Origin of the sequence: Variovorax sp. V118 (assembly GCF_041154445.1) — a bacterium.
In the GTDB taxonomy this organism is placed as follows: domain Bacteria; phylum Pseudomonadota; class Gammaproteobacteria; order Burkholderiales; family Burkholderiaceae_C; genus Variovorax; species Variovorax boronicumulans.
The window spans coordinates 3,069,248-3,095,045 of the sequence record NZ_AP028663.1 but is presented as its reverse complement, the minus strand read 5'-3'; the positions used below and the strand labels follow the sequence as shown (position 1 = coordinate 3,095,045).

Genomic DNA, 25,798 nt, shown 5'->3' with positions numbered 1-25,798 from the left:
TTCCGAGGCATTCCTAGAGGATCCAAGAATCTCTTGAAAATCAAGGGGTTACGGTTAAGAAGGGTCCGAGAGAAGCCTACGTGATCCAAGCGAAGCCAACGCCTCCACGGGGCACGGCACGGGGAACATCGGTATATTTGGCTCAGAGCCAAAGCCTTGTTCCCCTATGCTCACAGAACTCGCCTGCAAAAACGCTTCGTGCCCCTCTGACAAGAAGCGCGCGCGCCTCAGTGATAGCGGCAATCTCTACCTGGAAGTCGCGTCCAACGAATCCAAGCGCTGGTTTTGGAAGTACACGGTTGGCGGCAAGGAGAAGCGGCTCGCGATTGGCAGCTACCCCGCGGTCAAGCTCAAAGATGCGCGAGCGGCTCGTGATGACGCGCGCAAAGTGCTGCAAACCGGTGCTGACCCCACCCAGCGCCGCCGCCTAGACAAGGCAAAGGTCCGCGCGACCGCAGTGACAACCTACGAGAAGGTCGCTCGTGAATTTCACGCGCTCAAGCAGCGGGAGTGGAGTGAGGCGCACAGCACCAAGTGGTTGCGCCTGCAAGAGAGCAATCTTTTTCCCTGGATTGGTGGATTGCCTCTGGGCGAGATCACCGCAAACGTCTTGTTAGAGCCGCTGCGCCGAGTCGAGGGGAAGGGGTTGAATGAGACGGCGGTTTCCCTGCGCCAGTACGCCGGGCAAGTCTTTCGGTATGGCATCGCGACGGGGCGCTGTGAAGATGATCCGGCCACCAAGCTGCGGGGAGCGTTGGGGGCGGTGATCGTAAAGAACATGGCTGCTGTGCTTGATCCCCAGAAGGCGGGGGACCTCATGCGCGCGATTGACGGCTATCGCGGACTGCCCGCAACAAGAGAAGCGCTGCTCTTGTCCGCTCTACTTTTTCAGCGGCCCGGCAACATCCGCGCGATGGAATGGAGTTGGGTCGACTTCAGTGGCAGTCAGGTCGTCATACCGGCAGCATCGATGAAAAGGACGAAGCAGGCAAAGCTCAATGGCGAGCCTCACCTCGTTCCCCTCGCCCCTCAAGCGGTTGATTCGTTGAAGCGTATGAAAGTCCTGACCGGACATGGGCGCTACGTTTTCCCCAGCTTGCTTACAGGCGAGAGGCCGATGTCGGACAACACGGTTAATACCGCACTGCGACGGATGGGGTTCGATAACACGGAAATGACTGCGCATGGTTTTCGCGCGATGGCGAGAACGATCATGGTTGATCAGCTCCGCGTCAATCCTGAGGTGATTGAAGAGCAGCTGGCGCACGGCAAAAGCGGGCCTTTGGGGACTGCGTACAACCGCACCCAGTTGAAGGAGCAGCGCCGCGAAATGATGGTGCTCTGGGCGAATTACTTGGATCAACTCCGTCTGTCCAAGCCTGCTCTCTCTTGAGGGCTCGTGTTTGCGAAAAACACGGCGCCGATATCACGCAATGCTTCGCTTTTTCTCGTGAAGCTTGCCGAGAGGTTGAGGCTGTATCAGCGCTCCGCGAGCGGCGCCTGCTGAAAGACGTCTTCAGACTGGTTGCAGTCAGTCGGTATGGCCCGCTGAACGTCTGCTGTGCGTCTCAATCGAGTCCTCCGGCAGCGCGTCGATCCGCCTCGCCGCGGCGGCAAGGCGGACGGATCTGCGCCGCTCAATCGACGCTCGCTCAGATTTCCGTCTGCTCCGAGATCTCTAGGGAACGTCTGATCAAGTCCGCCGATGAACGATCGGAACGTTGATCACGCCTCGCAGCCGGAGATCGCCAAGCTGCTCGCGAGCCATGCGGAGTTCCGGCTACCCGGCTCCTATCCGCGGAAATATTGAAGTCACCATCGAGCGACGCCGGCAGGGCCTGCCCGGCCCCCGGTCCGATCGCCGGGAAGAGAAAGTCCGCTCAGGGGTCTTTCTCCAGCATGCAGTTGTTGGCGCCGACCGGAAACTGAGCCAGTTTTGTACGTAGTGCCGAAGTAAAAGTGAGCCAGGTGTTCAACCTACCCTGCTGTTTATTTAAGCGGCGGGGTTCGAGGAGTGATCACCATGGACATGATTGGCAAGATCCGACGGCTGCACGCGAGGGACAAGCTGTCGGAGCGAGAGATTGCGCGCAGGACGGGGCTGTCTCGCAACACGGTGTCGAAGTGGCTGCGCGCACCAGTGAAGGAGGCGCCGAAGTACCGGCGCGAGCCGCGCCCGAACAAGCTCAGCCCGTTTGAGGAAGCACTCAAGCAGGCATTGACAGCCGATGCCAGGCGGCCCAAGCACGAACGACGCACGGCACGCGCGTTGCACGCCGAGATCAAGGCTGCGGGCTACAACGGCGGCTACTCAGCCATCACTGACTTCGTGCGGACGTGGCGCCAGGGTGAGGGGCAGACAGTCAACGTCACGGCGTTCGTACCGCTGAACTTCGAGCTGGGCGAAGCCTTCCAGTTCGATTGGAGCGAAGAAGGCCTGGTTGTCGGCGGCATCTATTACCGCATGCAGGTGTCGCACCTGAAGCTGTGTGCGAGCCGTGCGTTCTGGCTGGTGGCGTACCCGAGCCAAGGCCACGAGATGCTGTTCGACGCCCATACGAGATCGTTCGCAGCGCTGGGCGGTGTGGCGCGCCGCGGGATCTACGACAACATGCGCACCGCAGTGGACAAGGTTCACAAGGGCAAGGGCCGCACCGTCAATGCCCGCTTCGCCGTGATGTGCGCGCACTACCTGTACGACCCCGACTTCTGCAACGTGGCCTCGGGCTGGGAGAAGGGGCGTGTGGAGAAGAACGTGCAGGACAGCCGTCGGCGCATCTGGATCGAGGCGGCCCGGCGTCGCTTCGGCTCCTTCGTCGAACTCAATGCCTGGCTGGCGGAGCGCTGCCGGGCGCTGTGGAACGAGGTCCGGCATCCCGAGCACAGCCAGTTCAGCGTGGCCGAGATGCTCGAGCACGAGCGTCCCCACCTGATGCCCATGCCTGAGCCCTTCGATGGCTACGTAGAGAAGCCAGCGCGGGTGTCGAGCACCTGCCTGGTGTCGGTGGCACGCAATCGCTACTCGGTGCCATGCGAGCTGGCCGGGCAGATGGTCAGCACGCGGCTGTACCCGGGCAACGTCGTGGTGGTCGCAGAAGACGCGGCGGTGGCGCGCCACGAGCGCCTGAGCGCCTCTGGGGGCACTCGCTACGACTGGCAGCACTACATTCCGCTCATCCAGCGCAAGCCTGGTGCATTGAGGAACGGTGCGCCCTTCGCAGACATGCCCGAAGCGCTGCAGCAACTGCGCCGCGGCTTGCTGCGCCAGGCCGGTGGAGATCGCGTGATGGCCCAGGTGTTGGCCATCGTGCCGACGGCGGGGCTGGACGCGGTGATCGTGGCGGTCGAGTTGGCGCTGGAGAGCGGTCCGCCGTCAGGACGGGTCAGCGTGGAGCACGTCGTCAATGTGCTCGGCCGGCTCACCGCGCCGGCAACACCGCAGAGTGCCGAGACAGCGCTGCAGATCGTCACGCCGCCGCTGGCCAACACGGCACGCTACGACAGCCTGCGTGGACAGGAGGTGGACCATGCGTGATGTGACCGTCGAACTCAAGGCACTGCGCCTGCACGGCATGGCCAGTGCCTGGTGCGATCTGGCGGAGCAAGGAACTGCGTCCGGCCTGGATGCCTCGCGCTGGCTGGTCGAACATCTGCTGCAGGCTGAGACCACGGACCGGTCGATGCGTTCAGTGCAGCACCAGATGAGCTCGGCGCGCTTCCCCGTGCACCGGGATCTGGCGGGCTTCGACTTCGACGCGTCGGTGGTCGACCAGAAGCTGGTTCACCTGCTCGCAATGCTGGAGTTCACCGAGGCCGCGCACAACGTTGTCTTGGTCGGTGGTCCGGGCACAGGCAAGACCCATCTGGCAACGGCTCTGGGCGTGTCGGGCATCACGCGCCACGGCAAGCGCGTGCGGTTCTACTCGACGGTCGATCTGGTCAATGCACTGGAGCAGGAGAAGGCCCAAGGCAAGGCCGGTCGTATCGCGCTGAGCCTGCTGCGAATGGATCTGGTGATCCTGGACGAGCTGGGCTACCTGCCGTTCAGTCAGGCCGGCGGCGCGCTGTTGTTCCACCTGCTGTCCAAGCTGTACGAGCACACCAGCGTGGTGATCACAACCAACCTGGACTTCGCCGAATGGTCGACGGTGTTCGGCGACGCCAAGATGACGACCGCGTTGCTCGACCGCCTCACGCACCACTGTCACATCGTGGAGACGGGCAACGAGAGCCATCGATTCCTGCACAGCAGCGCCACGGCGAAGAAGCGCATCAAGGCCAGGGAGCAGACCCGCAAGACAGGCGCCAAGGCCGATCCAACAGACGCCGCTGATTGACCGCCGCCGCGCGTGGCAAGGCGCTACGGGCTACGCCCTTCGCGCCTTATGAGTTCGATCACAGAAGCGAAAGGAGGTCACAGAACAAGGCAAGACATACACTTATCCACAGCCGACCATTGCTGCGTCGGCTTCCACCCCTGGCTCACGATTCAAGCGGCGCGGTGGCTCAGTTCTACTTCGGCGCGGACAGCATGCAGTCGATGAAGGCGCGCAGTGCGGCAGGGAAGTGGCGCCGGCTGGGGTGGTACAGGAACAGGCCAGGCCTTGCAATCGACCAGTCGGCGAGAACCTCCACCAGCCGCTCCTGGGCGAGCAGTGCATCGACGCGTTCGCGATCGAAGGCATAGACGATCCCCAGCCCTTGGAGTGCCGCAGCGACGCCAGTGTCCGAGTGGTTGGTGACCAAGGGTCCTTCCACCGCCACTTCGATCCGCTTGCCCTTTTTTTCGAACTCCCAGCGGTAGGCACTCCCGTCGCCCTGCAGGCGCCAGTTGATGCAGGCGTGGCCGTGCAGGTCGGCGGGGGACCGCGGTTTGCCGCGACGCTCCAGATAGTCCGGGGATGCCACGGCCACCATCTTCACGTCCGGCGTCAAGCGCACCGCGATCATGTCCTTCTCCAGCTTGCCCCCGACGCGGATGCCCGCATCGAAGCGACCGGCGACGATGTCGCTCAGGCCGTTGTCGACCACGATGTCCAGTGTCACTTCCGGGTGCGTCCGGTGAAACCGGCCCAGCCGGGGGCCGATCACCTGCCAGGCGGCCATGCCGAGGGTGTTGATGCGCAGCGTGCCGCGCGTCTGACCCGCCATCGCGCTGGCTTCATTCACTGCATCGGCCATGTCCCGGAAGAGCGGCGCGATGCGCCCGTACAACTGCGCCCCGGTAGCGGTGGGGGCCACGCTGCGGGTCGTGCGGTTCAGCAGCCGCGTACCCAGCCGCGTTTCCAGCTGTCGGATGGTCTGACTCAGCGCCGAAGCAGACAGCCCCAGATGCTCGGCGGCGCGGGCAAAGCTCGCGCGTTCCACCACGGCAGCAAAGGCCTTGAGCTCGGCAAACTCCGATCCGCGCATTCTGTATTTTCTTCTACATAGCTCGTGAAGATTCTAGGCGATTCACTTATTGATGATCGACGCGCATCCTGAGGTCTTCACATCCAAGGAGTCGTCACCATGAGTACCCTGATCCTTCCCGCTCCGATCGCCGCCTACTTCGCGGCCGATCGGCAGAACGCCGAGGCCCTGGCCCGCTGTTTCACGCCTCAAGCCATCGTGAAGGACGAGGGCCGCACCCACACCGGCCGCCGCGCCATCCAGGAATGGAAGAGCGCGACATCCACGCAGTACGCGTACACGGTCGAGCCATTTGCGCTGGACCACGCGGGGGAGTTCCAGGTCGTGCGGGCGCACGTGGCCGGCAATTTTCCCGGCAGTCCGGTCGATCTTCGATATCGCTTTCGCCTCGAACGCGGCCTGATTGCGTCGCTGGAGATCACGGCATGAGCTTCGATCTTCAACTCCAGGGCCAGCGCGCGCTGGTCACCGGCGGCACCAAAGGCGTTGGCGCCGCCGTCGTTCAAGGCCTGCGCGACGCCGGTGTGCAGGTGATGACCACGGCCCGCGCCGCGCCCGCGCGGCCCATCGGGGGCGTGGTCCATGTGACCGCCGATCTGGCGACGGCTGAAGGCGCCGCCAAGGTGGCGCACTCGGTGCTCGGGCATTGGGGCGGCCTCGACATCCTGGTGCATGTGGTCGGCGGCTCCAGCGCACCGGGCGGCGGCTTCGCGGCCCTGGACGATGCCCAGTGGTTCGCCGAACTGAACCAGAACCTCATGCCGGCCGTGCGGCTCGATCGTGCGCTGCTGCCCGCCATGCTCGCGCAGGGCTCTGGCGTCATCGTCCACGTCAGCTCGATCCAGCGCCTGCTGCCACTGCCGGAATCGACGACCGCGTATGCGGCGGCCAAGGCGGCCTTGTCCACCTACAGCAAGGCGTTGTCGAAAGAGGTGACGCCCAAGGGCGTGCGCGTGCTGCGCGTGTCGCCCGGATGGATCGAGACCGAAGCGTCGGTGGCGCTGGCCGATCGCCTGGCCCACCAGGCCGGCACGGATTACGAGGGTGGCAAGCAGATCATCATGCAATCGCTCGGCGGCATTCCGCTGGGTCGACCGGCCAGGCCGCAGGAAGTTGCCGACTTGATCACGTTCCTTGTGTCACCCCGGGCGGGCTCGATCTCAGGGTCGGAACACCTGATCGATGGCGGGACCGTCCCGACGGTCTAGGCAAGGCCGCGGCCATCACCGGCACGGTACGAAAGCAGCTGGCTGCACACGCGTGCGATGGCGAGGGACTGCGTGCGTGGCAACGCCTCCCGCGCGCCATTCGGACCGGACAGCTTTATTGCGCATCTGCAGCGTGTCACGAAACGCAGTTTTGAAGAACAGCAATTCTTGCGCGCAAAGCTTCAACTTTGGCGTGATATTCGCAACCCTGTTCAATACGTTCTTTCCTACCATTTCGCTTCTCCCATCCACTCACAGGACATCCCATGAACTCACTGATTCGCAAGCTTTTGATCGCAGCTGCGACAACCGCCAGCATCGTCGGTCCCGGTGGCGGCGCCCATGCCCAACAGGTGCAGGCGAAAAACGTCGTGCTGGTGCATGGCGCCTTTGCCGATGGTTCGGGCTGGCGCGGCGTCTATGACGAGCTCATCGGCCGAGGCTACCGGGTCACCATCGTTCAGAACCCGCTGACGTCTCTGGCCGACGACGTGGCGGCGACGCAGCGCGCGCTCGCGCGCCAGGACGGTCCTACTATCCTCGTGGGTCACTCGTGGGGGGGCACGGTCATCACCGAAGCGGGCATCCATCCGAAGGTGGTGGGTCTTGTCTATGTCTCCGCGCTGTCGCCCGACGCCGGCGAGACCACAAGCGAACAGTACGCGGGATTCACGGCCCCCGACTTCGTGATCGACACGCAGTCGGACGGATTCGGATTCGTCAATCGGGAGAAGTTCAAGATCGGCTTCGCCGGCGATGCCAGCGATGCGGACGCCGCGTTCCTGCGTGATTCGCAGGTGCCGATCAACATGTCGGTGTTTGCGACCAAGCTCAATCACGCCGCATGGCGGACCAAGCCAAGCTGGGCGGTGATCGCGACCGAGGACAGGGCCTTCGACGTCCGGATGTTGCACAAGATGGCCAAGCGCATCGGCGCCACGGTTCAGGAGGTCAAGGCAAGCCATGCGGTATTCATGACCCAGCCGAAGGCAGTCGCCGACGTGATCGATCGAGCTGCCAGGGAGGGAGGGCGCCGGGCCCAGTGATTCCCTTGAATGCGAGATGGCCGTTGCGCGCTCGCTTCGTCTAAAGCTTGGCCATCAGCTCTCGAAGCTTCACTTCGTCAGAAGCAAGCGCAGCAAGTTCCAGCGGGGTGCGTCTTTGGCTGCCATCCAGCTTCCGCGGACGAAAGTCGATGACGCAGATTGACCCGAGTGCAAAGCCGTCGGTGTCATGGACCGGCGCCCCTGCATAGAAGCGAAAATGGGGGGTACTGGCGACCCCAAGGTTGCAGACTTGCACGGCTCGGCCGTTCACTATCTCGAAGGACGCTGCGGCGTCCCCCAACCGCACGCGGTTCAAGAAGTTTGTGACTGCGAGCCTGCCGGGCCACGTGCCACCGGATAACCAGCCACCCGCCGAATTTGCGAGGACGGTCCTCGAGCTCAGGGCCAACCAGCGTGGGTGGAAATTGGTGCCCGTACTCAGCCCCTGACCGCGGAATTGGCTCCGGCGTTCGGTCTCGCTGCCCCATTGGGCGCGCCCGGAGCATCAGTGCGGTGGACGATGGCGCATCCCATCCAGTTCTCTGGAGCTGACTGGTTGAGCATCTTGAAGGGCCAGGGCTCGATCGATGGAGCGCCGCGAAAACACTTGCGATTGCCCGCAGTTCATGCAGCGATACATCTGAACCCGGGGTAACAGGCGAAGCCATGCCTGCCCCGGGACATTTTCCAGATGCTTGATGTTGCACGAGCATGCAAAGTACGGAAGCTTCATCGCGATACCGGGTGGGCGCAACATTCCTGCGGAATTGCGAAGTTGCGGCTTGGTGAGGGCCAGCATTGACGGCTGCGTCTTTGCGAAGGGGCGGCGGAACGCTTCCAGGAAGGGGCCTAGGGGCAGTCTAGGCCGTGACTGCCATGTCCGCCATCAATTCTTCTTTGCGAGTGGTGAGTTGCTCGCGCATGGCAACCAGGTCGAGTCCCCGCGCGGCACGCGCTTTGGGGAACATCTCGTTGCGCTCTTCCTTGACGTGGTGGTCGATGTACTCGCCCAGGACCTTCACCTTCGCATCGAACATCTCATCGACTTCGGTCGAATCCTGGATCTGCGCAATTAAGTCTTTGGCGCTCGCATGTTCAACCTCGGCTTCGTCGAGCAGTTCAGTTTCCTTGATGGCTTCGCGCACTGCTGGATAGAGGATCTCTTCTTCGAGTTGCGTGTGAACGGTCAACTCCATGCAGATCTGCAGTGCAAGATCTCGCTTCTTCTCCGAGGCGCTGGCAGCTTTTGAGCTGGCAAGCTCCTCGTAGGCGGCGAACATCTTCTTGACGTTCTTGTGATCGGTGTCGAGTAGCGAGCATGCATCGGGTTCATGGCGCTTGGCTGTCATCGGGGTCTCCTGGTCGGTGGGTCCCCAACATCTCAGGGGTGGGTGCTTGTGGGCGTAGGACGGCGTCGCTGCGGGAAGCCGTCAATGTGCTGAGGCTCTCCGGTGCGTGAACTGTGGGCTCAGCCCCAGGAGCGGGAGAAGTCCGTTCTGCTCATGGAAGAGAGAAGGGCCTTGCGGGGATTGAGGGAGGTCCTTTGACCTAAACTGAGCCGCTTCGAGAAAGGGAGCGCTTCATGCCGATGGATTTCCTCAAGAAGGTCGAACACGAAACGTTGCCGCTGACCGTGACCGACCCCATGGACATCCGCAACGTCGCGGTGCTGGTTGCCGCGGGGCTTGTCGAGGCGATCCTTCCAGAAGAGGCTGAAGCCCATGACCTGCCAGCGGTTGTTCTGCGAATCACGCCTCATGGCCGGGGCGAGCTTGAGCGGATGCGCGACAGGCCGCTGTGAGAGCCTGCGCAGCGCAGGAGAAACATCACTCGGTGTTGAGTGCAAGCCGCCAAGACGATAGCGCACAGCCAGTGAGCAGGAGGTTGGGTGGCTTCCCGCCTCCTCTCGACGCGCGCAGCCGAGGCGAAGCGCGAGAGGGTCGTCAGATCAACCCGAGCGCGCGCAGCTTCGCATCGGGTGCGGAGTAGGGCCGCTCGCACACGATCTTGTCGGAGCCTGGTGCGAACTCGAAACTTGCCGCCAGGCGGATCCGGAATTTCCGGCCTGTGGCATCGAACACCTTGTCGTTGGCATGCAGCGGCCCGAGGTGCGTTCCGCTGAGCCAGAACTCGACCAGTACCGTGTCCTGGTCGGCGGCGATGGCGATGATCTCGTTGGCCAGGTCGGGAAAGGGCGTGCGCGAGCTGCGGAAATAGCCGCGCACTTCTTCCTCGCCGTCGAACACCACGCCGCTGCCGTGCATCTCGTAGCGGGGATGCTCGAAGGTGTCGATCACCGCATCCCACTCCTGCGTGCACTCGAGCGCCATGTGATCGCGTACCGTCTTGATGCGTGCCGCTTGAAGGGTTGTGGTCTGCACGGAATCTCCTGCTGGTTGGTGAACGGGGTGGTCGGGAGCCGTCATGGCACCGGGGCGATGGCGTTCGCGCCCATGCGGCGGATCGGGTCCTTGCCGTCCCATCCTTCGGCCGCGTGCCGGATGTCGCGGAAGTACTCGCCCTTGCCGCCGGCCATCTCGGAGATCTCGAACATGCCGCTGGGCAGGTCGGGATGCACGAAGTAGGCGAAGCGCCCGCGCATGCCCATGCGGCCACTGTGGCCCTCGACGTAACCCGTCGAGCGCAGGTGTCGCACGGCGTCGTCGAAGCCATCGTCGCTCCAGTAGGCCAGGTGCTGGGCGCCCTCGCCGCCGCGGCGCAGCGAATCGAGGTAGAGCGAGGGGGCGTCGTCGCGCTGCTGGATCAGCTCGATCTGCAGGTTGCCGGAGTTGGCCAGCGCGATGGACAGCCGAGGCAGGCGCGACGGCTTGCCGTAGTAGTTGAACTCGGTCGTGCCGACCTCTTCCTTGTAGAACCATGGGCCCACGCCCAACGTGCGCGACCAGTGGGCCATCGCCTTCTCGATGTCGTGAACGACATAGCCGACCTGGCGGGCGCCGCCGAATAGCATGCTCATTGAATGGACTCCTTGGGGCGTGGTCAGCGCATGTACGCGCCGCCGTTGACGTCGAGCGTTGCGCCGGTCACGAAGGACGACAGGTCGCTTGCCAGGTACAGGCACGCGCCCGCGATGTCTTCGGGCTGGCCGACACGGCTCAGTGGAAAGGTCTTGCCCAGCGCGTGCTTGTTGTCGTCGGAGTTCGCGCCGCGCGAGAAGTCCGTCATGATCAAGCCCGGCGTGATGGCGTTGGCGCGAATGCCTTGGGGGCCCAGTTCCTTGGCCATGGCGCGCATGAGGCCCAGCACGCCGGCCTTGGCGGCGCAGTAGTGGCTGCCGCCGAACACGCCACCGCCTTGCTGCGCGGACATCGACGAGATGCAGATGATCGAGCCGCTGCGTTGTTCGATCATGGTGGGGATCACGCACTGCGACATTTGGAGGGTGCCGCGAAGGGTAATGCCCACGACCTGCTCGAAGTCCTCGGCGCTCACGTCCAGCACACCGCGTTTTTGTGTGATGGCAGCGTTGTTCACCAGCACGTCGATGCGGCCCGCCCATTGCAGCACGCGCGCCACGGCCGCCTTGCAGGCGCCGGCATCGCGCACATCGCAGCCGATGCCGATGTGCTCGGCGCCGAGGGATTCGGCAGCGACCTGTGCCTGCCCTTCGTCAAGGTCGAGCAGCGCCACCCGGGCACCGTGGCGGGCGAACAGCCGTGCGGTCGCCAGGCCGATACCGCGCGCACGGGACGCACCGGTGATCAAGGCCACGCGGCCCTGCAGCAGGGGAAGGGCCGCGTCACTCATTGCTGATGTTCGCGGCCTTGGCGATCTGCCGCCAGCCCTCGATGTCTGCGGCGGTCATGGCGCGCAGTTCGTCGCCACCGACGAACGCGGCGGTGATGCCCAGGTCCAGAAGACGCGCCTTCACGTCCGGCATCTCGACGACCTGCTTCAGCGCGGCGGAGAGCTTGGCGACGATCGGCTTGGGGGTGCCCGCGGGTGCGTACAGCGCCCAGCGCAGCGCGCCCATGCGCTTGCCCGCGAAATCGATGCCTTCGTCGTCGTAGCTCGAGACATCAGGCAGACTGGGCGAGCGCGAGGTGCAGGCGGTGATCGCCTTGACCTTGCCGGACTTGACCATCGGCGAGCCCGATGCCATGTCCACGTAGGCCAGCTTGACGTGGCCACCCAGCATGTCGGTCTGGATCTGCACCACCGATTTGTAGGGGATGTGGCTCATCTGTGCCTGCGTGCGCAGATTGAAGAGCTCCCCGCAAAAGTGACCGGTCGAGGCGATGCCCCAGCTCGCGTATTGCACGCTGCCGGGCGACTTCCTGGCCAGCGCAATGAGCTCCTTGGCGTTGTTTGCCGGGAAGTCGTTGGTCGCGATAAGCAGGATAGAGGCGGTGCCGACCTGCCCGATGGGTGCGAAGTCCTTGACCGAGTCGTACGAGAGCTTGGGATTGCTCGCGGGCAGCAGCACGTGCGTGGTCGCGCCGCCCAGTCCGATCGTGTAGCCGTCGGCCGGCGCCTTGGCGACGAAGTCGGTGGCAATGGCACCGCTGGCGCCCGGCTTGTTGTCCATCACGAACGCGCCCTTGACCAGGGGCGCCATCTTGTCGGCCAGGAGCCGGCCGAGCGCGTCGCCGCCACTGCCTGCGGCCGAGATCAGGACGAAGCGGATCGGCCGCGACGGATAGTCCGAGGGCGCCTGGGCATGGGCGGCGAATGCGAGGCCCGCGAGCGCGGCAATCCACAGTGTGCGCATGGTGTTGTCTCCTTGTCGTTGATGCTCGAATACCCGTCTACAGGGACAGTCCGCCGTCGACCACAAGCTCCAGGCCCGTCACGTAGCTCGATTCGTCGGAGGCGAGGAACAGCGCCGCGTTGGCCACGTCCCAGGCCGAGCCCTGGCGGCCCATGGGGCAGCGCGCGTTGCGTGCCTGTCGGCCGGCCTGCGCCTCTTGTTCGCTCTTGAAAAGGGCCGCGGCATGCGGCGTGTCGATCAGGCCCGGCACGATCACGTTGCAGCGCACCTGGTGCTGCGCGTACTGGCGCGCCACGACGCGCGTCATGTGGTTCAGTGCCGCCTTGGAGGTGCTGTACGACAGGAACTGCATCGGGCTCCACTTGCGGCTCGCGATGGAGGAGACGTTGATGATGGCGCCGCCGCCTTGTCGGATCATGTGAGGCACTACGGCGCGCGCCGTGAGCATGGGGCCCTTGAGGTTGATGGCGTGCACGCGGTCCCAGGACTCCTCCGTCACCTCGATCAGCTCGCCGAATTCCTCGATGCCGACGTTGTGGTGCAGCACGTCGATGCGGCCGAAGCGCGCCAGGCAGTGGTTCACCATCCGCTCGATCTGCTCGCTGCTGCGCACATCGGCCTCGAAGGCCTCGGCGATGCCGCCGATGTCATGAATGCGACGCACCGACGTCGCCGCAGCTTCGGGCGACCGGTCGACGCAGATCACCGTCGCGCCTTCGCGGGCGAAGGTGACGGCGCAGGCGGCGCCGTTGCTGATGTCGGTGCCGATGGAGCCGGCGCCGACCACGATGGCCACCTTGTCTTTCAGACGCTGCGTCATGAGGCCGCTCTCGTTTTCTTGCGGACGGCAGCGGGTGCCTTGGCGACCGGACCGCAGGATTCGCGCAGCACCATCTGGGTGGTGAGCAGGATGCGCTCCTGCTCAAGGGGGGCTGTGCTGTCCAGCCGCCGCAGCAGCAGCTCGGCCACGGCGGTGCCGACCGCTTCCAGGTCCCAGGTCAGCGAGGTGATGGCGGGACTGAAAAGCTGCGACAGGTCGGTGTCGCCGATGCTGACGACACTGACGTCATCGGGCGCCAAACGGCCCGAGTGACGCAGTGCCTGCAGCACGCCCGACAGGATGCGGGTGCCCAGGCACAGGAAGGCCGTGGGCGCCGTGGGGGAGCCCAGCAGCGAGAGGGCCTCGCTGAAGGCGAAGTCCATCGCCGACTTCTCGGCGCGGATCAGCTTGGGGTCGGGCTGCAGACCACGCTCCAGATAGGCGTCCCTGTAGCCCATGATGCGCTCGCGACCCGGACGCAACACGCTGCCGGGCGTCAGCAGTGCGATGCGCGTATGACCGAGGTTCAGCAGGTAGCGCGTGGCCTGAAGCGCGCCGTGGTAGTGGTCAACGTGCACGCCCGCGTTGTTGCCCTGGAAGTCGCGATCGAGCGCGATCACCGGGCCGTGCGCCGCCAGCTGGTCGAGGTAGGCCGGGGTCTCGGCCTGGCAGGGACCGAGGATGAGCCCGTCCACGCGCCGGCGCCGGAACAGGTCGATCAGGGTTTTCTCGCGCTGGTCGTCGTTGTGGGTGCTGGCCACCAGCAGCGCATAGCCCGCCGTCAGCAGGCGCGATTCGACCGCCGTGATGATCCGCGCGTACAAGGGGTTGGCCAGATCCGACACCAGTAACCCGACCACGCCTGTCGAGCGGGTGCGCATGCTCTGCGCCACCGAATCCGGCGTGTAGCCGAGCTCGCGCGCCGCCTTGGTGACCGCTGCGATGGCCTGCTCGCTAACGCGCCCGCTGCGGTTCAGGGCCCGCGAGGCCGTTCCAATCGCAACGCCGGCGGCCTTGGCCACTTCGCGGATGGTGATCTTGGCCTTCATGCCGGCACTTTCGCCTGTGCAAGCGGGGCAGGGAAACGCTCGGCACCGGGCTCGAGCGGCACGGCCGCGCTGTTCAGGAACAGCGCGGCCATGTGATAGAAGCTCGACGCGAAGATCAGCTCGATCACCTGCTCCTGCGGCCAGCCCGCGCCAAGGGACTGCCAGGTCTGATCGGACACCGTGCAGTGGTGGTGCAGCTCATCCACCATGCGCACGATCAGGCGTTCCTTGTCGCTCCACAGGCCTGGCGACAGCGCATGCCAGTCGGCACTGCCGGTGAGCTCGCGCACCTGCGCGGCATCCAGGCCGCACCTGTCCGCGTAGATGCTGATGTGCATGCCCCATTCGTACTCGGACCGCGTGAGCGCGCCGGTGCGGATGATCGCGATCTCGCGGTCCCGTTCGGGCAGCGCGCACTGGAACAGCACCACATGTGCCATGGCCTGGAAGGCCGGGCCGAGCTTGCTGTGATTCGCGAGCGCCAGTCGAAGGTTCAGGGGTGACAGGCCCTTGAAGGCGGTGCTCTGCACGGCTGCTGCCACCTCGGGTTCGTAGGGGGGCGGCCGCAGTGGCAAGCGTGTGGAGGGTGCGAGAAAGGGCGATGCAGAACCGGTCATGACTGCAGTTTGCGGTGGGTGTGGAAACGTTTCTACAGTGATAACCCTGAATTCCCAAAACGAAGGAAATTACGAAGGAGAAAGAAGTGCCGAACGAATGAAAACGGTTCTACATCTTTCCACCGCCTTAGGATCGACTTCAGCCGGATGGCCTTCGCCCCGGAAACAGACGTGGTCCGGCGATGGGAATCCCTGCGACGCCGCGTGACGTCAAGGGCCGGCTCAAGCTGTTTGCAGATGGCCGTTGCGCGCTCGGCCAGCATCGGATGAGCTGCGCTGGACGCGACGCATGTCAGTCTCCGGCCAGCAACCGCTTTCGTTTTCCGGGTTGGGCCGAAGCTCTTGATGTCCGCACACCTGGCGCAGCCTGCTGCAGGCAGAGGGGGCCCGTCGAAAAACGGCTGACGCAGCGACCGCGGCCCCTGGAAAGTGCTTGACCCTCTCGCAACGGCACGGTCTAGGATGCCTTCAACTTGAGAGGGATGTTGCCCGAATACGCCCTGCAGAATCGACGCGCCCAGGCGCGTTAGCGCGTCGGTCCGGCCATTGCGCTGGCGTTCAAGAATCAGAAGTTGTCTGACATGCCTGCGTCGGCGCGGCGCGGTAGATTTTTGTCTCCGCGGCACCACCGCGGACTTGCTGTAAACCTCAACCCGGTCGCGTGCGGCCGGGTTTTTTTCGTGTCGGCCTGCGTCTCGCGCGGGTGTCGAAAACCGCCTCTTGAAAATCGATTCGGAGGCTCCTATGTTCGCTTGCGTCGGAAATTGGTCAACCGAAAAGGAGGTATTCAATGGCCATGAACTTGCTCAAGCAAATTGCCGGCTCTCGCTTGCCTGTCTCGTTCTATCGCACCGCGGACATCGATCAGGTGCGGGTGCTTCGGGCCGCCGGGCTCGTCGTTGCCCTGATCCCCGCGCCCTCGAACTCGCTCACGCTGTCTGGCTCCCCTTCGGCCGCCCAGGTGCTGGCCATCACGCAGAAGGGGCGCGAGGAGTTGGCGAAATTCTCGTACCCGCAGTCGCGCACCGCGCGCTGGCGACAGCGACCCTCCCGGATCTTTGCACGGCACCGCGCGGACAGCGATGGCGCTGCGCGGCCAACGGGCACGCACGGCCTGCCCCAGTGAGGGGCGGCTCGATTCTGTTCAGGTTCAATTGATTTGACAGGAGGTTTCCCATGTACCGATCTTTCTTCCCGCGCGACATGCTGGCCGAGATGGATCGCCTGCAACGGGACATGCAGCAGGCGTTCGATCTGTCACCCACCATTCGCGGTTACGGCAGCAACGGATTTCCCGCGTTGAACGTGGGCGCCACACCGCAGGCGCTGGAGATCTTCGCGTTCGCCCCCGGCGTCGACCCGGCCACGCTGGAGATCAACCTCGAGCGTGGTCTCATGACCATCGCGGGTGAGCGCAAGAGCCTGCTTCCCGATGCGCAGGCCAAGGCGGCCGTGCACATCAACGAGCGCTTCGAGGGGCCGTTTCGCCGCGTCCTCACTCTGCCGGACGATGCCGATCCAGAGGCCGTCGAGGCCCGGCTGCGCGACGGTGTACTGCGCATCACGGTCCGCCGCCGGGCCTCGGCACAGCCGCGGCGCATCGCTGTCCTGTGAAACAAGGAGGTGAACATCATGAGCAATGACGTACAGACCGCATCGCCCAGCGCGCCGGAACCCATGGATCGTGGGCAGGCGCCACGCTATCAGGGCGCGGCCCTCACACCGCCTGTCGACGTGGTGGAAGACGCCGGGGGCATCACGCTCTACGCCGATCTGCCCGGCGTGTCGCGCGACAAGCTGAATCTTCATGTCGAAGCGGAGACCTTGACCATCGAGGCGGAGTCGGGCCTGAGCGTGCCGGATGACCTGAAGACCAGCCACACCGAGGTCGGCCTGGGCCGGTTTCGCCGCGTCTTCACGCTCAGCAAGGAGCTGGACACCGAGAAGGTGTCCGCCGAGCTGGCGCAGGGCGTGTTGAAACTGCGTATCCCCAAGGCCGAGCATGCCAAGCCGCGGCGAATCAATGTCGAGGTCGGATGAGTCGTAAGGCGAGGGCGCCCGCGGGCGCCCTCAAGAGAGCGTCAACCCGCGTGGGCGGCAAATGTGCAGCGCTTGCGCTCGCCGGCCGCCCGCGAAGGAGCGTCAGTCCAGACGGACGCCGTTCAGCTCCATCGTGATTGCTGACCGCCCCCGACCCGACAGCGGGCATGGTGGCGCGAGCCTGCTCGCTGACCCGGTTACCTTTCTGGCCGTGCGCTTAGTCTTCAGTGAACTGAAGAAGCTCTCCATGGCCGAGCTGCCCCAGACCTCGCCCGCACGGCTCGTACTGCAGGAAATACTTGGTTCCTTGAGCAGCTCCTGGAAGTGCTCGCTGGTAACAGCGGACGGTCGGCGCCGACCGCCAATCAAAGGAATCCAGTTGTTCAATTAAGCAGCGCTGCGCGCCGGCCGTAGCTCACCCGCGCATCACCCCGGACTCGGCCGTGCATCGCCGGGCGCGGCAGCGCTCCGCGCGGACCCCGTGATCGCCCACACGTCGACCTTGGATTTTGCGAGGCGTCTCAGCCGGTCGCGGACTTCCTTGGTACGGCGGCCCTGGGTGCCGACGGCGAGCCGGGCCTTGAACTCGTCGTCGGCGAACAAGTCCGCGTGGCCGAAGATCTGGTCGCCGGCGCGGTCGACCTGGATCGCGATATTGAAGCCCCGGTAGGGGATGCGGCTGGACGTCTTCGAACGCATGGCGGCCTCCCTACATCAGGCGGGTGCGGATTGCGTGGGGCAGCTTCGCGCGCCACCGCGACGCGGCACCGCGCCACGGGCCCTGTGCGGCCACGGGGTAGTGGATGCGTTCGAGTTCGGCGCGGCCTTTTTCGGTGATGGCGAGCACCTGGGCGGCGTCGGGGCTGCCCGAGAGGGTGAGGGGATCCGACGGCGCGGGCGTCAGCGCGATCACGAGGCCGGCGGCCCGCAGCAGCTTGATCTGGTCGATCTCCGCCCGGGTCCGGAAGGTCGCCGGCAAGGGGGAGCCGGCAAGTTGTTTGAGCATGTCCATGGCCATGGCTTTGTCCTCCATTTCTCTACGACCAACTTGGAACGGGAGAAAAATAGGACGTCTCAGCAGCGTCTTCAAGGGGCGGTTGCGGAGCGCAAGGCAACAGAATGTATCGGAGCTTTCGAGCACAGGCGAGAGAAGAGCTCCGAGCTGCTCGCCAGCGTGGGCCGGGTCGTGAGCGCGCTTTTGCATGGAGGCAAGCTCCGAGATTCAGAAGTCGCTGCACAGCAGACCTAGGAGTCGGCGCGTCGTCTCAAGAAGTCGAACACCGTCTGATTGAACTCCAGCGGCTTCTCGAAGTACGCAGAATGCGCGGCCTCCTCGACGACAACGACCTCGCTTCCTGGCAGGCGCTGGCCGAGTTCGCGCATGACCGCCGGCGGAACAATCGGGTCTTCGGCGCCAACGAGAAACATCGTCGGGCAAGCCAGCTGGTCGATCTCAGCGACGGCAAGCAGGTTCTCGGGCTGGTTCAGACGCAGTACGGCCTCGCGCCAGGCTTCGGGCTCAATACTGTGAGCGCTCGGGTTGAAGTGGTTGATCTGCGCGTAAAGCGCTGCAAGCGCGGGCTGCGCCTTCAAGAACCAGGCGCCCAGCGAGCGCTGCTCGATGCTTACCGCGGAAACTGTCTTAAAGCGCCGCTCGATGCTGTCGACCAGCGTCGGGTGGTCGATGGCCAGCGACGTGTCGCAAGCGACGAACGCGGCGACGCGCTCGGGATGGCGCAGCGCGAGCCGCAGCCCGATCATCCCGCCAAGCGATTGGCCGACGACCGTCGCACGCTCGATGCCTTCGCGCGCCAGTACCGCCAAGGCATCGCCGACAAAGAGCTCCAGCGAGAACTCCTCCGGCGGCGCCACCGAACGACCGAAGCAGCGGATGTCCATCGTGAGACAGGTGTACTGCGGCGTGAAGGCCGGCAATTGCTGCCACCAGGTGGCGGCGTTCGATCCGGCTCCGTGCAGGAACAGGATCGCCGGGCCGGCGCCGTGGCGCTCGTAGTAGATGTCGCGTTTGTTCGATGTGACAAAAGGCATGAGGGATGGGCTTGGGTTTCAGTTGGCCTTGAGTTGCAGGCTGCGTGTGAGTGCACCCCAGCGCTCGGTATCGCTCTTGACGACGCGCGTGAACTCGTCGGGCGTCATCGTCATCGGCGTGATGCCTTCGGCGTCGAGCTTCTTTTGCAGCTCCGGCCTCGTCATCGCTTCGCGCACTGCTTCGTTGACCTTGCGCACGACTTCGGGCCGCGTCTTCCTCGGTGCCGACAGGCCCACCCAGGAGATCACCGTCAGCTGCTTGTAGCCCAGCTCCTCGAAAGTCGGAACCTGAGGGAGCTCGGGGCTGCGCTTCGGGCTGGACACCGCCAGCACCCTGAGCTTGCCGCTCTGGATGTACTGCATCGACCCGCTCGGCGGAATCACGGTGACAGCGACCTGGCCTCCCAGCACATCCATCAGCGCCGGCGCGCCGCCCTTGTAGGGGATGTGCACGAACGAGGTTTGTGTCGCCTTCTGCAGCAGTTCCATCAACAGATGGCCGGTGCTGCCGGCGCCCGAGCTCGCGTAGTTGATCGCGCCCGGCTCGCGTCTGGCGCGGGCGATCAGATCGGCGAAGGACTCGATGCCGGACTGGCTGTTGACCACCAGCCATTGCGCACCGCCGCCGATCATTGCGACGTGGGTGAAGTCATTGACGATGTTGAAGGGCACGTTGTCGTACATGCCTTGGGCGATCGTGTTCACCATGCCCGTCATCGTGAGCGTGTAGCCGTCGGGTGGGGCCGCGGCGCCCGCCTGGGCGCCGATGATGTTGCCGGCACCAGGCTTGTTGTCGATCACCACCGGTTGTTTGAGCAACGACGCCAACTCCTGCGCAAGCGGTCGCATGGTGCGGTCGTAGGCGCCGCCGGGCGGGGTCGGCACGATCACTCGGATCGGCTTGGATGGCCAGACCTCGTCCTGCGCATGGGCCGAAAAGGCGCCGAGCAGGCAACAGACAACCGCGAGCAGCGGCCATTTTTTTTTCACGTTTTGTCTCCTGTCGCGTGGCTTGCTGCCCGCCGTTTGTGGAGTTGCCATCATTCCTGAGCAAGCCATCGGCGACAAATTAAAAATGACGCTCTTCCATTAGACTTTCCGATATCTTGAGCCATGACGCGTCCGTCCTCTTCAACCGCCTGCTCGCGCGCGGCAAGTTTCGGCATGTGCAGATCCTCTTGAAAGTGGCAGAGCTGGGCAGCCTCCAGCGGGCGGCGGACTCGATCGGCATGACGCAGTCGTCGGTGACCCAGGGCCTCGCGTACCTGGAACGGCTGCTGGAAGTTCAGCTCTTCGAGCGGCATGCGCGCGGCGCGCGACCCACGCAGGCGTGCGAAGACCTCTTGCCCGTTGCGCGTCGCATGCTGATCGGCGTCGCCGACGGCGCCGAGGTCGTCACCGCGCGACGGCAACGCATCGGCGGCGCCATCCGCCTCGTCGCCTCGGTCGGCGCGATGAACGGGCTCCTGCTCAACGTGCTGCCTCGCTTCGCGCAACGGCATCCGGATGTCACCGTTCACCTCTCGGAAGCCGAAGGGGACGATCAACTGCTGGCCATCGCACGTGGCGAGGCAGATCTCGTGGCATGCCGACGGCCTCCCGTGATCCCGGAAGGCTGGCAGTTCATGCCGGTGCGCGAAGATCGTTTCGCGGTCTTGGCGCGCGCAGACCATCCGCTGGCGCGCAAGCGTTCCCTGGGCTGGCCGCAACTCGCCGACGAGACCTGGCTACTCGCCCCCACGGGTTCGGCCGCCCGTGAGCGATTCGACGAATTGACCGCGAATCTGCCTCACCCGATCCGCACCTATCCGGTCGTCACTCGTTCAACGGCCATGTTGTGGTGGCTCTCGCAGCAAGAAAACCTACTGTCGTTCCTGCCGCTTAGCTTCGTGCGGCCTCTCCTCGATGCCGGTTTGCTGCGCGAGTTGAAGCTACGGCCGCTTTACATGCTCGAGCCACTCGGCTTGATGTTCCCGATCGCAGGACCGTTCGGGGCGTGGCGGCAACTGGTCGACTTTATGAACCCTGAAGTACCGCATTGACAGAGTTTGCGGTGGGCTCGCGGCGCTGCTGTCGATCTGCACCATGGCGCGTGGGGCCAGCCTCGGGTGCCTTGCAGGCAGCGTCCCCTCAGTGCGCGATATCGTGACGTCCTTGGTGTAGCCCGGCAATGAACAGAGGGGATTTGCTTGCAAGCCATGCTGCCTTCGACTGAACCCATGAGTAACTGCTCCGTCTCGCGTCGCTGCCGCGCGCCCCGATGTCCAAGGTTGGCGGCCGTGTCGATCGCGGAAGGGATGATGCCTTCGAGAAGGCCCGGGGGAGCATCAGCACCTTCGACGTTTGCGCCATCCACAACGATGCCGTTCACCCGCTGAGCATCCGCGTCGCGCCCTTGACCAGGGCGTTGTGCAACTCCTGCGTCACGCGCGACGCAGTCAGTACCACCAGCGGCACCATGATCCGCTCCCGCAGCGGCCTGGGCTGTACGCCCGCGTAGCGATGCAACGCAAAGGGCGCAGGCAGGCAGGTGCAGCCACGGCCGGCGCCGATCTGGGCGAAGACATGCAACGGATCGGGTGCTGGCGCCTCGGCCTTCGGCCGAAAGCCATGCGCCGTGTACTCGCGCGTGAACTCGTCGTACATGCGTGTGTTCACGCTGCGACTGAAGCGGAAGAATGGCGGCAGGGACTGCAGGTCCCGCACTGCAATGCGCCGCTGGCGCGCGAGATCCGACGTCGCAGGAACGAAGGCCATGAGGGGGACCTCATCGACCAGGTTGCCACGCAGGCGGTACATCGAAGCCGGCCAGAGCACGATGGCGGCATCCAGCTCGTTGCGCCGAAGGGCCGAGGCTGCGGCAATCGTCGTTGTCGTTTGTACGTCGATCCCGCTCGCATGCCCCGATTCCACCAAGCTCCGTTCCATTGCGGACAGTCGGTTCAAGTGAACCCAGTTCAGAACGCCCAGGCGAAGACGCGGCAGCTTGTTCGCGGACTGGGCCACATGCTCGAGCGTCGCGTCGAAACTGTGCATCAGCTCCGCGAAGCTGCGCATGGCCAGCTCTCCGGCGCTGGTCAGCCGCACGCCGTGCGTATTGCGCTCGAGCAGTTGCAGGCCCAGTTCAGCCTCCAGCTCTGCGATCTGCCGCGACAGGGGCGGCTGCGTGATGGCCAGCCGCTCCGCGGCGCGCCTGAAGTTGCGCTCCTCGGCAACGGCGAGGAAGTAGCGGATTTGGCGGACGGTGACTGGTCTGGTCATCCAAAAAAGGTATCACAAAAAACGCAATTCCCAGTGCGGCCAGCGCTGCCTACAGTCGCGGCCGCAACAAACCGTTGCTGGCCGCGTCGCCTGGGAATGGGCGCCGGCATTGCCTTTTTTGCACCTGACGATGACAACCAAGAAAAGCCCTCTTCCTTCGATATCCGCCTCCCTCTCTTCCCTGGCTCCTTCCCGTGGTCGCCGGAATTTCCTCGGTCGCGCATCCACGGCCGCGCTGTGGCTCGGTGCTCCTTCGCTGCTTGTCGCTTGTGGCGGAGGGGGAGGGGGAGGGGGTGGGGGCAGCGGCCCGCTCGCGGTAGGCGGTGGAGAAGGCCCTCGGACGGACGGGGGGCTCGCGCCCGCAAGCCGCTTTGCCAGCATCCGGGCCGTGGAAGCTGCATGCTTGGATCTCGAATCGCGCAAGCTCGAGTCGATCGCCTACCTGACCGAGTTGACGGGGATCATGGCGAAAGACCCGAACTATGTGGAGACAGGCTTTGACGAACGCTCACTGACGGCCTGGGGCACTTTCGCCGATGGCCGCGTGCACATGGTGTCGCACAACTTCAAGCCCACCGGAACTTCGACGCTGACCGCCGCCATCGCTGATACGGGCCAAGCACAAAAGGCGGCGGGGCTGGCTGCCGCCAAGCCGCCGGAACTGCCTAGCGAGCGCAAGGCACGTCTGATGCATTCCTTCTTCACGCCTTTCGACGGCCAGGCAGCTATCGCGGAAATGTCCGGCTGGCTCAGCGCGCATGACTACGCGCTGCAACCAGGCGTCGAGGGTGACGCGCACATTACGACCCTGCGCCAAATCAAAGGGGACGGCTTCTTCTACATCAACACTCATGGCGGCGTGAAGCACACGCGCCATCAGGATACGGGCTCACCGCAGATGTACTCCATCCAGTCGTCCACGCTGATCGACCCCACCCTGGAGGCACAACCCGATTTCCAGGCCGATCTCGCCGCCTTCCGGCTGACCTACTTCACGGCCTACAACGGCCTCGCCACCGTGGACAGCAAGGGCGAGGAGATCATGCTCAAGGACACGCGCTACGGCATCACCGCTGCCTTCGTCGACACCTATTGGGAGTTCGCGCAGGACAGCGTCGTCGTCATCAACGCCTGCAACAGCGCCAACAGCGCCGACAACGACCGGGTGATCGACTTTCTCGTCGCCTGCCACCGTAAGAACGCGGGCCTCTACCTGGGCTGGACGGAGATCTGCTCGCCGCCGGCCGCCTTTGACATACCGAAGTACTGTGTTGACCGGATGCTGGGCGCCAACCTCTTCAAGCCGCACACGCCGAAGCAACGCGCCTTCACGGGCGAAGAAGTGATCGCCCATATGCAGCGCAAGAATCTCAACCACGACACCGGCAACGGCACCAAGACCGGCGCCTACTTCATCGCCAAGCCCAATCCGCGCAGCGCGGTGAGTCACATCCTCTCGCCGTCGATTCACCATGTCGAGGTCGATGAACTGAACGACCAGCTCAACCTCATCGGCGCTTTCGGTCGCAGGCAGGGCAAGGTCTTCGTCGACGGATCGGAGCGCCAGGTGGTGCGCTGGGAGCATGAGTTCGTCGTCTGCGACCTGCCGCGCGTGGGCGCGGGCTCGCGCGGACCGGTGTGGGTGGAGCTGGGTGCGGATCGCAGCAACCGGCGCACCGTCAGCCAGTGGAACATCCGCATCGACACGCACTGGTTCAAGCAAAACTACCCGGGCCTCGCCGTCGACGGGCCGATACGCACGCGCTGGCGAGCCGACGTAGGGCCGGTGCGCGACACCTGTGGCGAGGAGGTGAAGCGGTCCGTGCGCTATGCGATCGGCACCTATGACTCCACCATGGAGCTGGCGGCAGGCGGCGCCTTCCACGTGCCGCCGGACTGCACGATCACCTGGAGCGGACAAGCCAGCTTCGCCTCGCAGGTGAAGCTGATGCGAGAGCCCAGCGCCGGCGACCGTGTGATCTTCACCTACCTGCGGATCGACCCCGAATCGAAGCTTGGCGCCATGGGCCTGGCGATGGGCGCGAGCACCGGGCCGTTCGTGGAGCACGGTTGCCGCTCCACCGATACCTTCGCTTCGGCGCTGGGCCTCTTGGATGGTCCGCAGGATTTCGAGGTCACGGGCGCAGCCGCGACGATCCCTCTGCCCGCCAAGAACATTGTGCTCGGCAACGATCTTTCCATCCTCGGCGACGGCCACCTGGACGACAGCCTGCGGCTGCAATGGAGCACCGCGCCGATCGAGTCGCCGCCTGCGGATGCCGAACTGATCTGAGTCTCAGCGACACCCAAACGCTACCAATCCGCATTTCGAAGTGAGCGACACAGGCATAGGAATTGACCTGAGCCAGCAGGTCGATATTTTCGGGCAATTCCAACAGGTCCAGGCTGCCAGCGGCAGTGCAGGCTTGGGATTGTTCATCGCTCAGCGCATTGTCTCGGCCATGGGCGGATCTCTGAACGTCGCAAGCGTCATCGGGCAAGGCACTACGTTTTCTTTCACGCTTTTCATGCCGATCGTCAATGCTTCCGATTCAGCCTGGTCCGCCGCTACACCGCAGGAGGTAGAAGCTGGCGTGACCTTACCGAGGCATCTCTTACCTCGGAATGCCATACTGGACAACCAAGCCTTGGAAGAGCTCGCCAGCTTGGCGCTTGATGGTCGGCTCACCGATGTTGAGTGCTGGATCGAACGCCACTCCGATGAAGTCGAAAATGCTCCGTTCGTTGCTCTGTTGAGTGACCTGTTAGAGCGGCTCGACTTCCCCGGGATACATGCGCTGTGCGTTGCACAGCAAGAATATTCGAGCCCCCTGCGCGACATACGCGACCAGGGTCCGCGTCAGTGATTCGGATGCAGACAGCGAGGCTAGCCCAAAACCTTCGACGGGGAATATCTGGTGGAAACGCTTGATGGTTTTCGGGTTTATTAGCAAGAGCGAGGCACCAAGACCGCCGTTCGAAACTTCACATCGCTGCGCGATGCTGCACAGGCATTTTTCCGCTGACGCCGGATGACCGCTTTCGCGAGCCTCGAACTTCTGCAAAGGGCCCTAACCCGACTTCTGCAGCGCTCCGAAGCGGCCCTTCAAACTGACTGCTGCAGCTCAGAAGCGAAAGGTGGAAAGCCACGCCGCGAATGAATCCGCCACATGCTCGACGGTCCCGTCGTCGTGGTTCCACAGCACGACGCCAGGTTCATCCAAACCCAGCGTCGACCATCCGTACAGGTCGCCACATCCGTTGTCGGCAAATGGGACGATTGGAGCTGCACCCGTGTGGCGCTTTACCACAACAATCTCCGCTGGCCTCAAAACACGGTGACGGATGCGAAGCTCGCCGAGCCCTCCGAAGGCGATGAACTCGCGGTAGCTCGTCGGAAACGAGCGGCCGAGCGTTGCTTCTGCCTCACGTATCTCTTGGTCGAGTACGGCGGGGACGTCTTCGTCGCGTGCGGTCTTGCCGCTTTTCAACAGTGCTTCAATCTCTGTCACGTGTCGCACTCAGATGTCGTGTCTTGGCCGGATGTAGTCGATGCGCCAGCCG

At 64.3% G+C, this 25,798-nt stretch carries 29 protein-coding genes and 1 pseudogene; 13 read left to right on the top strand and 17 right to left on the bottom strand.

What is annotated here, in order from left to right; genetic code table 11:
• Positions 1–166 precede the first annotated feature (166 nt).
• The 3 genes from ACAM52_RS14390 to istB all read left to right on the top strand — a co-directional run bounded on the left by ACAM52_RS14390 (position 167) and on the right by istB (position 4,337).
• Positions 167–1,393, top strand: a complete 1,227-nt coding sequence (locus ACAM52_RS14390; protein WP_369647410.1) for a tyrosine-type recombinase/integrase — start codon at positions 167–169, stop codon at positions 1,391–1,393.
• Positions 1,394–2,023: 630 nt separating this feature from the next.
• Positions 2,024–3,535 (top strand): IS21 family transposase, encoded by a 1,512-nt coding sequence (gene istA, locus ACAM52_RS14385; protein WP_119558755.1) that lies wholly within the window; start codon positions 2,024–2,026, stop codon positions 3,533–3,535.
• The gene (istB, locus tag ACAM52_RS14380; RefSeq protein ID WP_119558754.1) at positions 3,528–4,337 is read left to right on the top strand and encodes an IS21-like element helper ATPase IstB; all 810 of its coding nucleotides are present in this window, start codon (positions 3,528–3,530) and stop codon (positions 4,335–4,337) included. The genes istA and istB overlap by 8 nt, the downstream gene beginning before the upstream one ends.
• A gap of 175 nt (positions 4,338–4,512) precedes the next feature.
• Here istB and ACAM52_RS14375 read toward each other — a convergent pair whose 3' ends face one another.
• Positions 4,513–5,412, bottom strand: a complete 900-nt coding sequence (locus ACAM52_RS14375) for a LysR family transcriptional regulator (protein WP_369647409.1) — start codon at positions 5,410–5,412, stop codon at positions 4,513–4,515.
• Between the two features lie 99 nt (positions 5,413–5,511).
• On the opposite strand from ACAM52_RS14375, the gene ACAM52_RS14370 reads away from it, so the two are divergent.
• The 3 genes from ACAM52_RS14370 (at position 5,512) to ACAM52_RS14360 (ending at position 7,666) form a co-directional block, all read left to right on the top strand.
• On the top strand, positions 5,512–5,841 hold the full coding sequence (locus ACAM52_RS14370) for a nuclear transport factor 2 family protein (RefSeq protein WP_062472395.1): 330 nt from the start codon (positions 5,512–5,514) through the stop codon (positions 5,839–5,841).
• Positions 5,838–6,620 (top strand): SDR family oxidoreductase, encoded by a 783-nt coding sequence (locus ACAM52_RS14365; RefSeq protein ID WP_062472393.1) that lies wholly within the window; start codon positions 5,838–5,840, stop codon positions 6,618–6,620. Before ACAM52_RS14370 ends, ACAM52_RS14365 begins: the two co-directional genes overlap by 4 nt.
• A gap of 266 nt (positions 6,621–6,886) precedes the next feature.
• Positions 6,887–7,666, top strand: coding sequence for an alpha/beta fold hydrolase (locus ACAM52_RS14360; protein ID WP_139701817.1), 780 nt, complete (start codon positions 6,887–6,889; stop codon positions 7,664–7,666).
• A 505-nt stretch (positions 7,667–8,171) separates the two neighbouring features.
• Here ACAM52_RS14360 and ACAM52_RS14355 read toward each other — a convergent pair.
• Positions 8,172–8,465 (bottom strand): hypothetical protein, encoded by a 294-nt coding sequence (locus tag ACAM52_RS14355; protein WP_157627301.1) that lies wholly within the window; start codon positions 8,463–8,465, stop codon positions 8,172–8,174.
• Positions 8,466–8,526: 61 nt separating this feature from the next.
• On the bottom strand, positions 8,527–9,015 hold the full coding sequence (locus ACAM52_RS14350) for a hemerythrin domain-containing protein (RefSeq protein ID WP_062472387.1): 489 nt from the start codon (positions 9,013–9,015) through the stop codon (positions 8,527–8,529).
• 233 nt (positions 9,016–9,248) lie between these two features.
• Here ACAM52_RS14350 and ACAM52_RS14345 point away from each other — a divergent pair, with 233 nt between their 5' ends.
• Positions 9,249–9,467, top strand: coding sequence for a hypothetical protein (locus ACAM52_RS14345; RefSeq protein ID WP_062472384.1), 219 nt, complete (start codon positions 9,249–9,251; stop codon positions 9,465–9,467).
• 142 nt (positions 9,468–9,609) lie between these two features.
• On the opposite strand, the gene ACAM52_RS14340 is transcribed toward ACAM52_RS14345, so the two are convergent.
• From ACAM52_RS14340 to ACAM52_RS14310, 7 genes are read right to left on the bottom strand one after another with little or no spacing between them, the layout of a single operon-like run.
• Complete coding sequence (locus tag ACAM52_RS14340; RefSeq protein ID WP_235926634.1) at positions 9,610–10,047, bottom strand: ester cyclase; 438 nt, start codon at positions 10,045–10,047, stop codon at positions 9,610–9,612.
• Positions 10,048–10,088: 41 nt separating this feature from the next.
• On the bottom strand, positions 10,089–10,643 hold the full coding sequence (locus ACAM52_RS14335; RefSeq protein ID WP_062472379.1) for a VOC family protein: 555 nt from the start codon (positions 10,641–10,643) through the stop codon (positions 10,089–10,091).
• A gap of 23 nt (positions 10,644–10,666) precedes the next feature.
• The gene (locus tag ACAM52_RS14330) at positions 10,667–11,434 is read right to left on the bottom strand and encodes an SDR family NAD(P)-dependent oxidoreductase (protein ID WP_095744403.1); all 768 of its coding nucleotides are present in this window, start codon (positions 11,432–11,434) and stop codon (positions 10,667–10,669) included.
• Entirely contained in the window at positions 11,427–12,398 is a 972-nt protein-coding gene (locus tag ACAM52_RS14325) for a tripartite tricarboxylate transporter substrate binding protein (protein WP_159270766.1), read from the bottom strand. The genes ACAM52_RS14330 and ACAM52_RS14325 overlap by 8 nt, the downstream gene beginning before the upstream one ends.
• A gap of 37 nt (positions 12,399–12,435) precedes the next feature.
• Complete coding sequence (locus tag ACAM52_RS14320) at positions 12,436–13,218, bottom strand: SDR family NAD(P)-dependent oxidoreductase (RefSeq protein ID WP_070059277.1); 783 nt, start codon at positions 13,216–13,218, stop codon at positions 12,436–12,438.
• Positions 13,215–14,267: a substrate-binding domain-containing protein gene (locus ACAM52_RS14315; protein ID WP_159277296.1), complete on the bottom strand. Its 1,053-nt coding sequence runs from the start codon at positions 14,265–14,267 to the stop codon at positions 13,215–13,217. Before ACAM52_RS14315 ends, ACAM52_RS14320 begins: the two co-directional genes overlap by 4 nt.
• Complete coding sequence (locus ACAM52_RS14310; RefSeq protein ID WP_159277295.1) at positions 14,264–14,884, bottom strand: carboxymuconolactone decarboxylase family protein; 621 nt, start codon at positions 14,882–14,884, stop codon at positions 14,264–14,266. Before ACAM52_RS14310 ends, ACAM52_RS14315 begins: the two co-directional genes overlap by 4 nt.
• Positions 14,885–15,674: 790 nt before the next feature.
• On the opposite strand from ACAM52_RS14310, the gene ACAM52_RS14305 reads away from it, so the two are divergent.
• The 3 genes from ACAM52_RS14305 (at position 15,675) to ACAM52_RS14295 (ending at position 16,924) form a co-directional block, all read left to right on the top strand.
• Positions 15,675–16,010 carry a hypothetical protein gene (locus tag ACAM52_RS14305; protein ID WP_062472362.1) on the top strand — a complete coding sequence of 112 codons (336 nt, stop codon included), beginning with the start codon at positions 15,675–15,677 and terminating at the stop codon, positions 16,008–16,010.
• A 50-nt stretch (positions 16,011–16,060) separates the two neighbouring features.
• Positions 16,061–16,498, top strand: coding sequence for an Hsp20/alpha crystallin family protein (locus ACAM52_RS14300; protein WP_062472360.1), 438 nt, complete (start codon positions 16,061–16,063; stop codon positions 16,496–16,498).
• A 63-nt stretch (positions 16,499–16,561) separates the two neighbouring features.
• The gene (locus ACAM52_RS14295; RefSeq protein WP_070059545.1) at positions 16,562–16,924 is read left to right on the top strand and encodes an Hsp20/alpha crystallin family protein; all 363 of its coding nucleotides are present in this window, start codon (positions 16,562–16,564) and stop codon (positions 16,922–16,924) included.
• A 198-nt stretch (positions 16,925–17,122) separates the two neighbouring features.
• Here ACAM52_RS14295 and ACAM52_RS14290 read toward each other — a convergent pair.
• From ACAM52_RS14290 to ACAM52_RS14270, 5 genes and pseudogenes are all read right to left on the bottom strand, one after another.
• Positions 17,123–17,260 (bottom strand): annotated as a pseudogene (locus ACAM52_RS14290) (IS3 family transposase); the annotation flags it as partial.
• Between the two features lie 90 nt (positions 17,261–17,350).
• A complete protein-coding gene (locus ACAM52_RS14285; RefSeq protein ID WP_095744407.1) occupies positions 17,351–17,623 on the bottom strand; it encodes a hypothetical protein in 273 nt (90 codons plus the stop codon).
• 10 nt (positions 17,624–17,633) lie between these two features.
• Positions 17,634–17,942 carry a hypothetical protein gene (locus tag ACAM52_RS14280; RefSeq protein WP_139701812.1) on the bottom strand — a complete coding sequence of 103 codons (309 nt, stop codon included), beginning with the start codon at positions 17,940–17,942 and terminating at the stop codon, positions 17,634–17,636.
• 227 nt (positions 17,943–18,169) lie between these two features.
• Positions 18,170–18,973, bottom strand: coding sequence for an alpha/beta fold hydrolase (locus tag ACAM52_RS14275; RefSeq protein WP_070059271.1), 804 nt, complete (start codon positions 18,971–18,973; stop codon positions 18,170–18,172).
• Positions 18,974–18,991: 18 nt separating this feature from the next.
• The gene (locus ACAM52_RS14270) at positions 18,992–20,017 is read right to left on the bottom strand and encodes a Bug family tripartite tricarboxylate transporter substrate binding protein (protein WP_369647408.1); all 1,026 of its coding nucleotides are present in this window, start codon (positions 20,015–20,017) and stop codon (positions 18,992–18,994) included.
• Between the two features lie 62 nt (positions 20,018–20,079).
• Between ACAM52_RS14270 and ACAM52_RS14265 the strand changes: the two genes are divergently transcribed.
• Positions 20,080–21,015 (top strand): LysR family transcriptional regulator, encoded by a 936-nt coding sequence (locus tag ACAM52_RS14265; protein WP_159277292.1) that lies wholly within the window; start codon positions 20,080–20,082, stop codon positions 21,013–21,015.
• A gap of 325 nt (positions 21,016–21,340) precedes the next feature.
• Here ACAM52_RS14265 and ACAM52_RS14260 read toward each other — a convergent pair whose 3' ends face one another.
• Positions 21,341–22,234, bottom strand: a complete 894-nt coding sequence (locus tag ACAM52_RS14260) for a LysR family transcriptional regulator (protein ID WP_139701809.1) — start codon at positions 22,232–22,234, stop codon at positions 21,341–21,343.
• 403 nt (positions 22,235–22,637) lie between these two features.
• Here ACAM52_RS14260 and ACAM52_RS14255 point away from each other — a divergent pair, with 403 nt between their 5' ends.
• Both ACAM52_RS14255 and ACAM52_RS14250 read left to right on the top strand, forming a co-directional pair.
• Positions 22,638–24,527, top strand: coding sequence for a hypothetical protein (locus tag ACAM52_RS14255; RefSeq protein ID WP_369647407.1), 1,890 nt, complete (start codon positions 22,638–22,640; stop codon positions 24,525–24,527).
• Positions 24,528–24,567: 40 nt separating this feature from the next.
• Positions 24,568–25,101 (top strand): ATP-binding protein, encoded by a 534-nt coding sequence (locus ACAM52_RS14250; RefSeq protein WP_159270779.1) that lies wholly within the window; start codon positions 24,568–24,570, stop codon positions 25,099–25,101.
• Between the two features lie 258 nt (positions 25,102–25,359).
• Here ACAM52_RS14250 and ACAM52_RS14245 read toward each other — a convergent pair whose 3' ends face one another.
• Positions 25,360–25,746 (bottom strand): SMI1/KNR4 family protein, encoded by a 387-nt coding sequence (locus ACAM52_RS14245; RefSeq protein WP_369647406.1) that lies wholly within the window; start codon positions 25,744–25,746, stop codon positions 25,360–25,362.
• Positions 25,747–25,798: the final 52 nt, after the last annotated feature.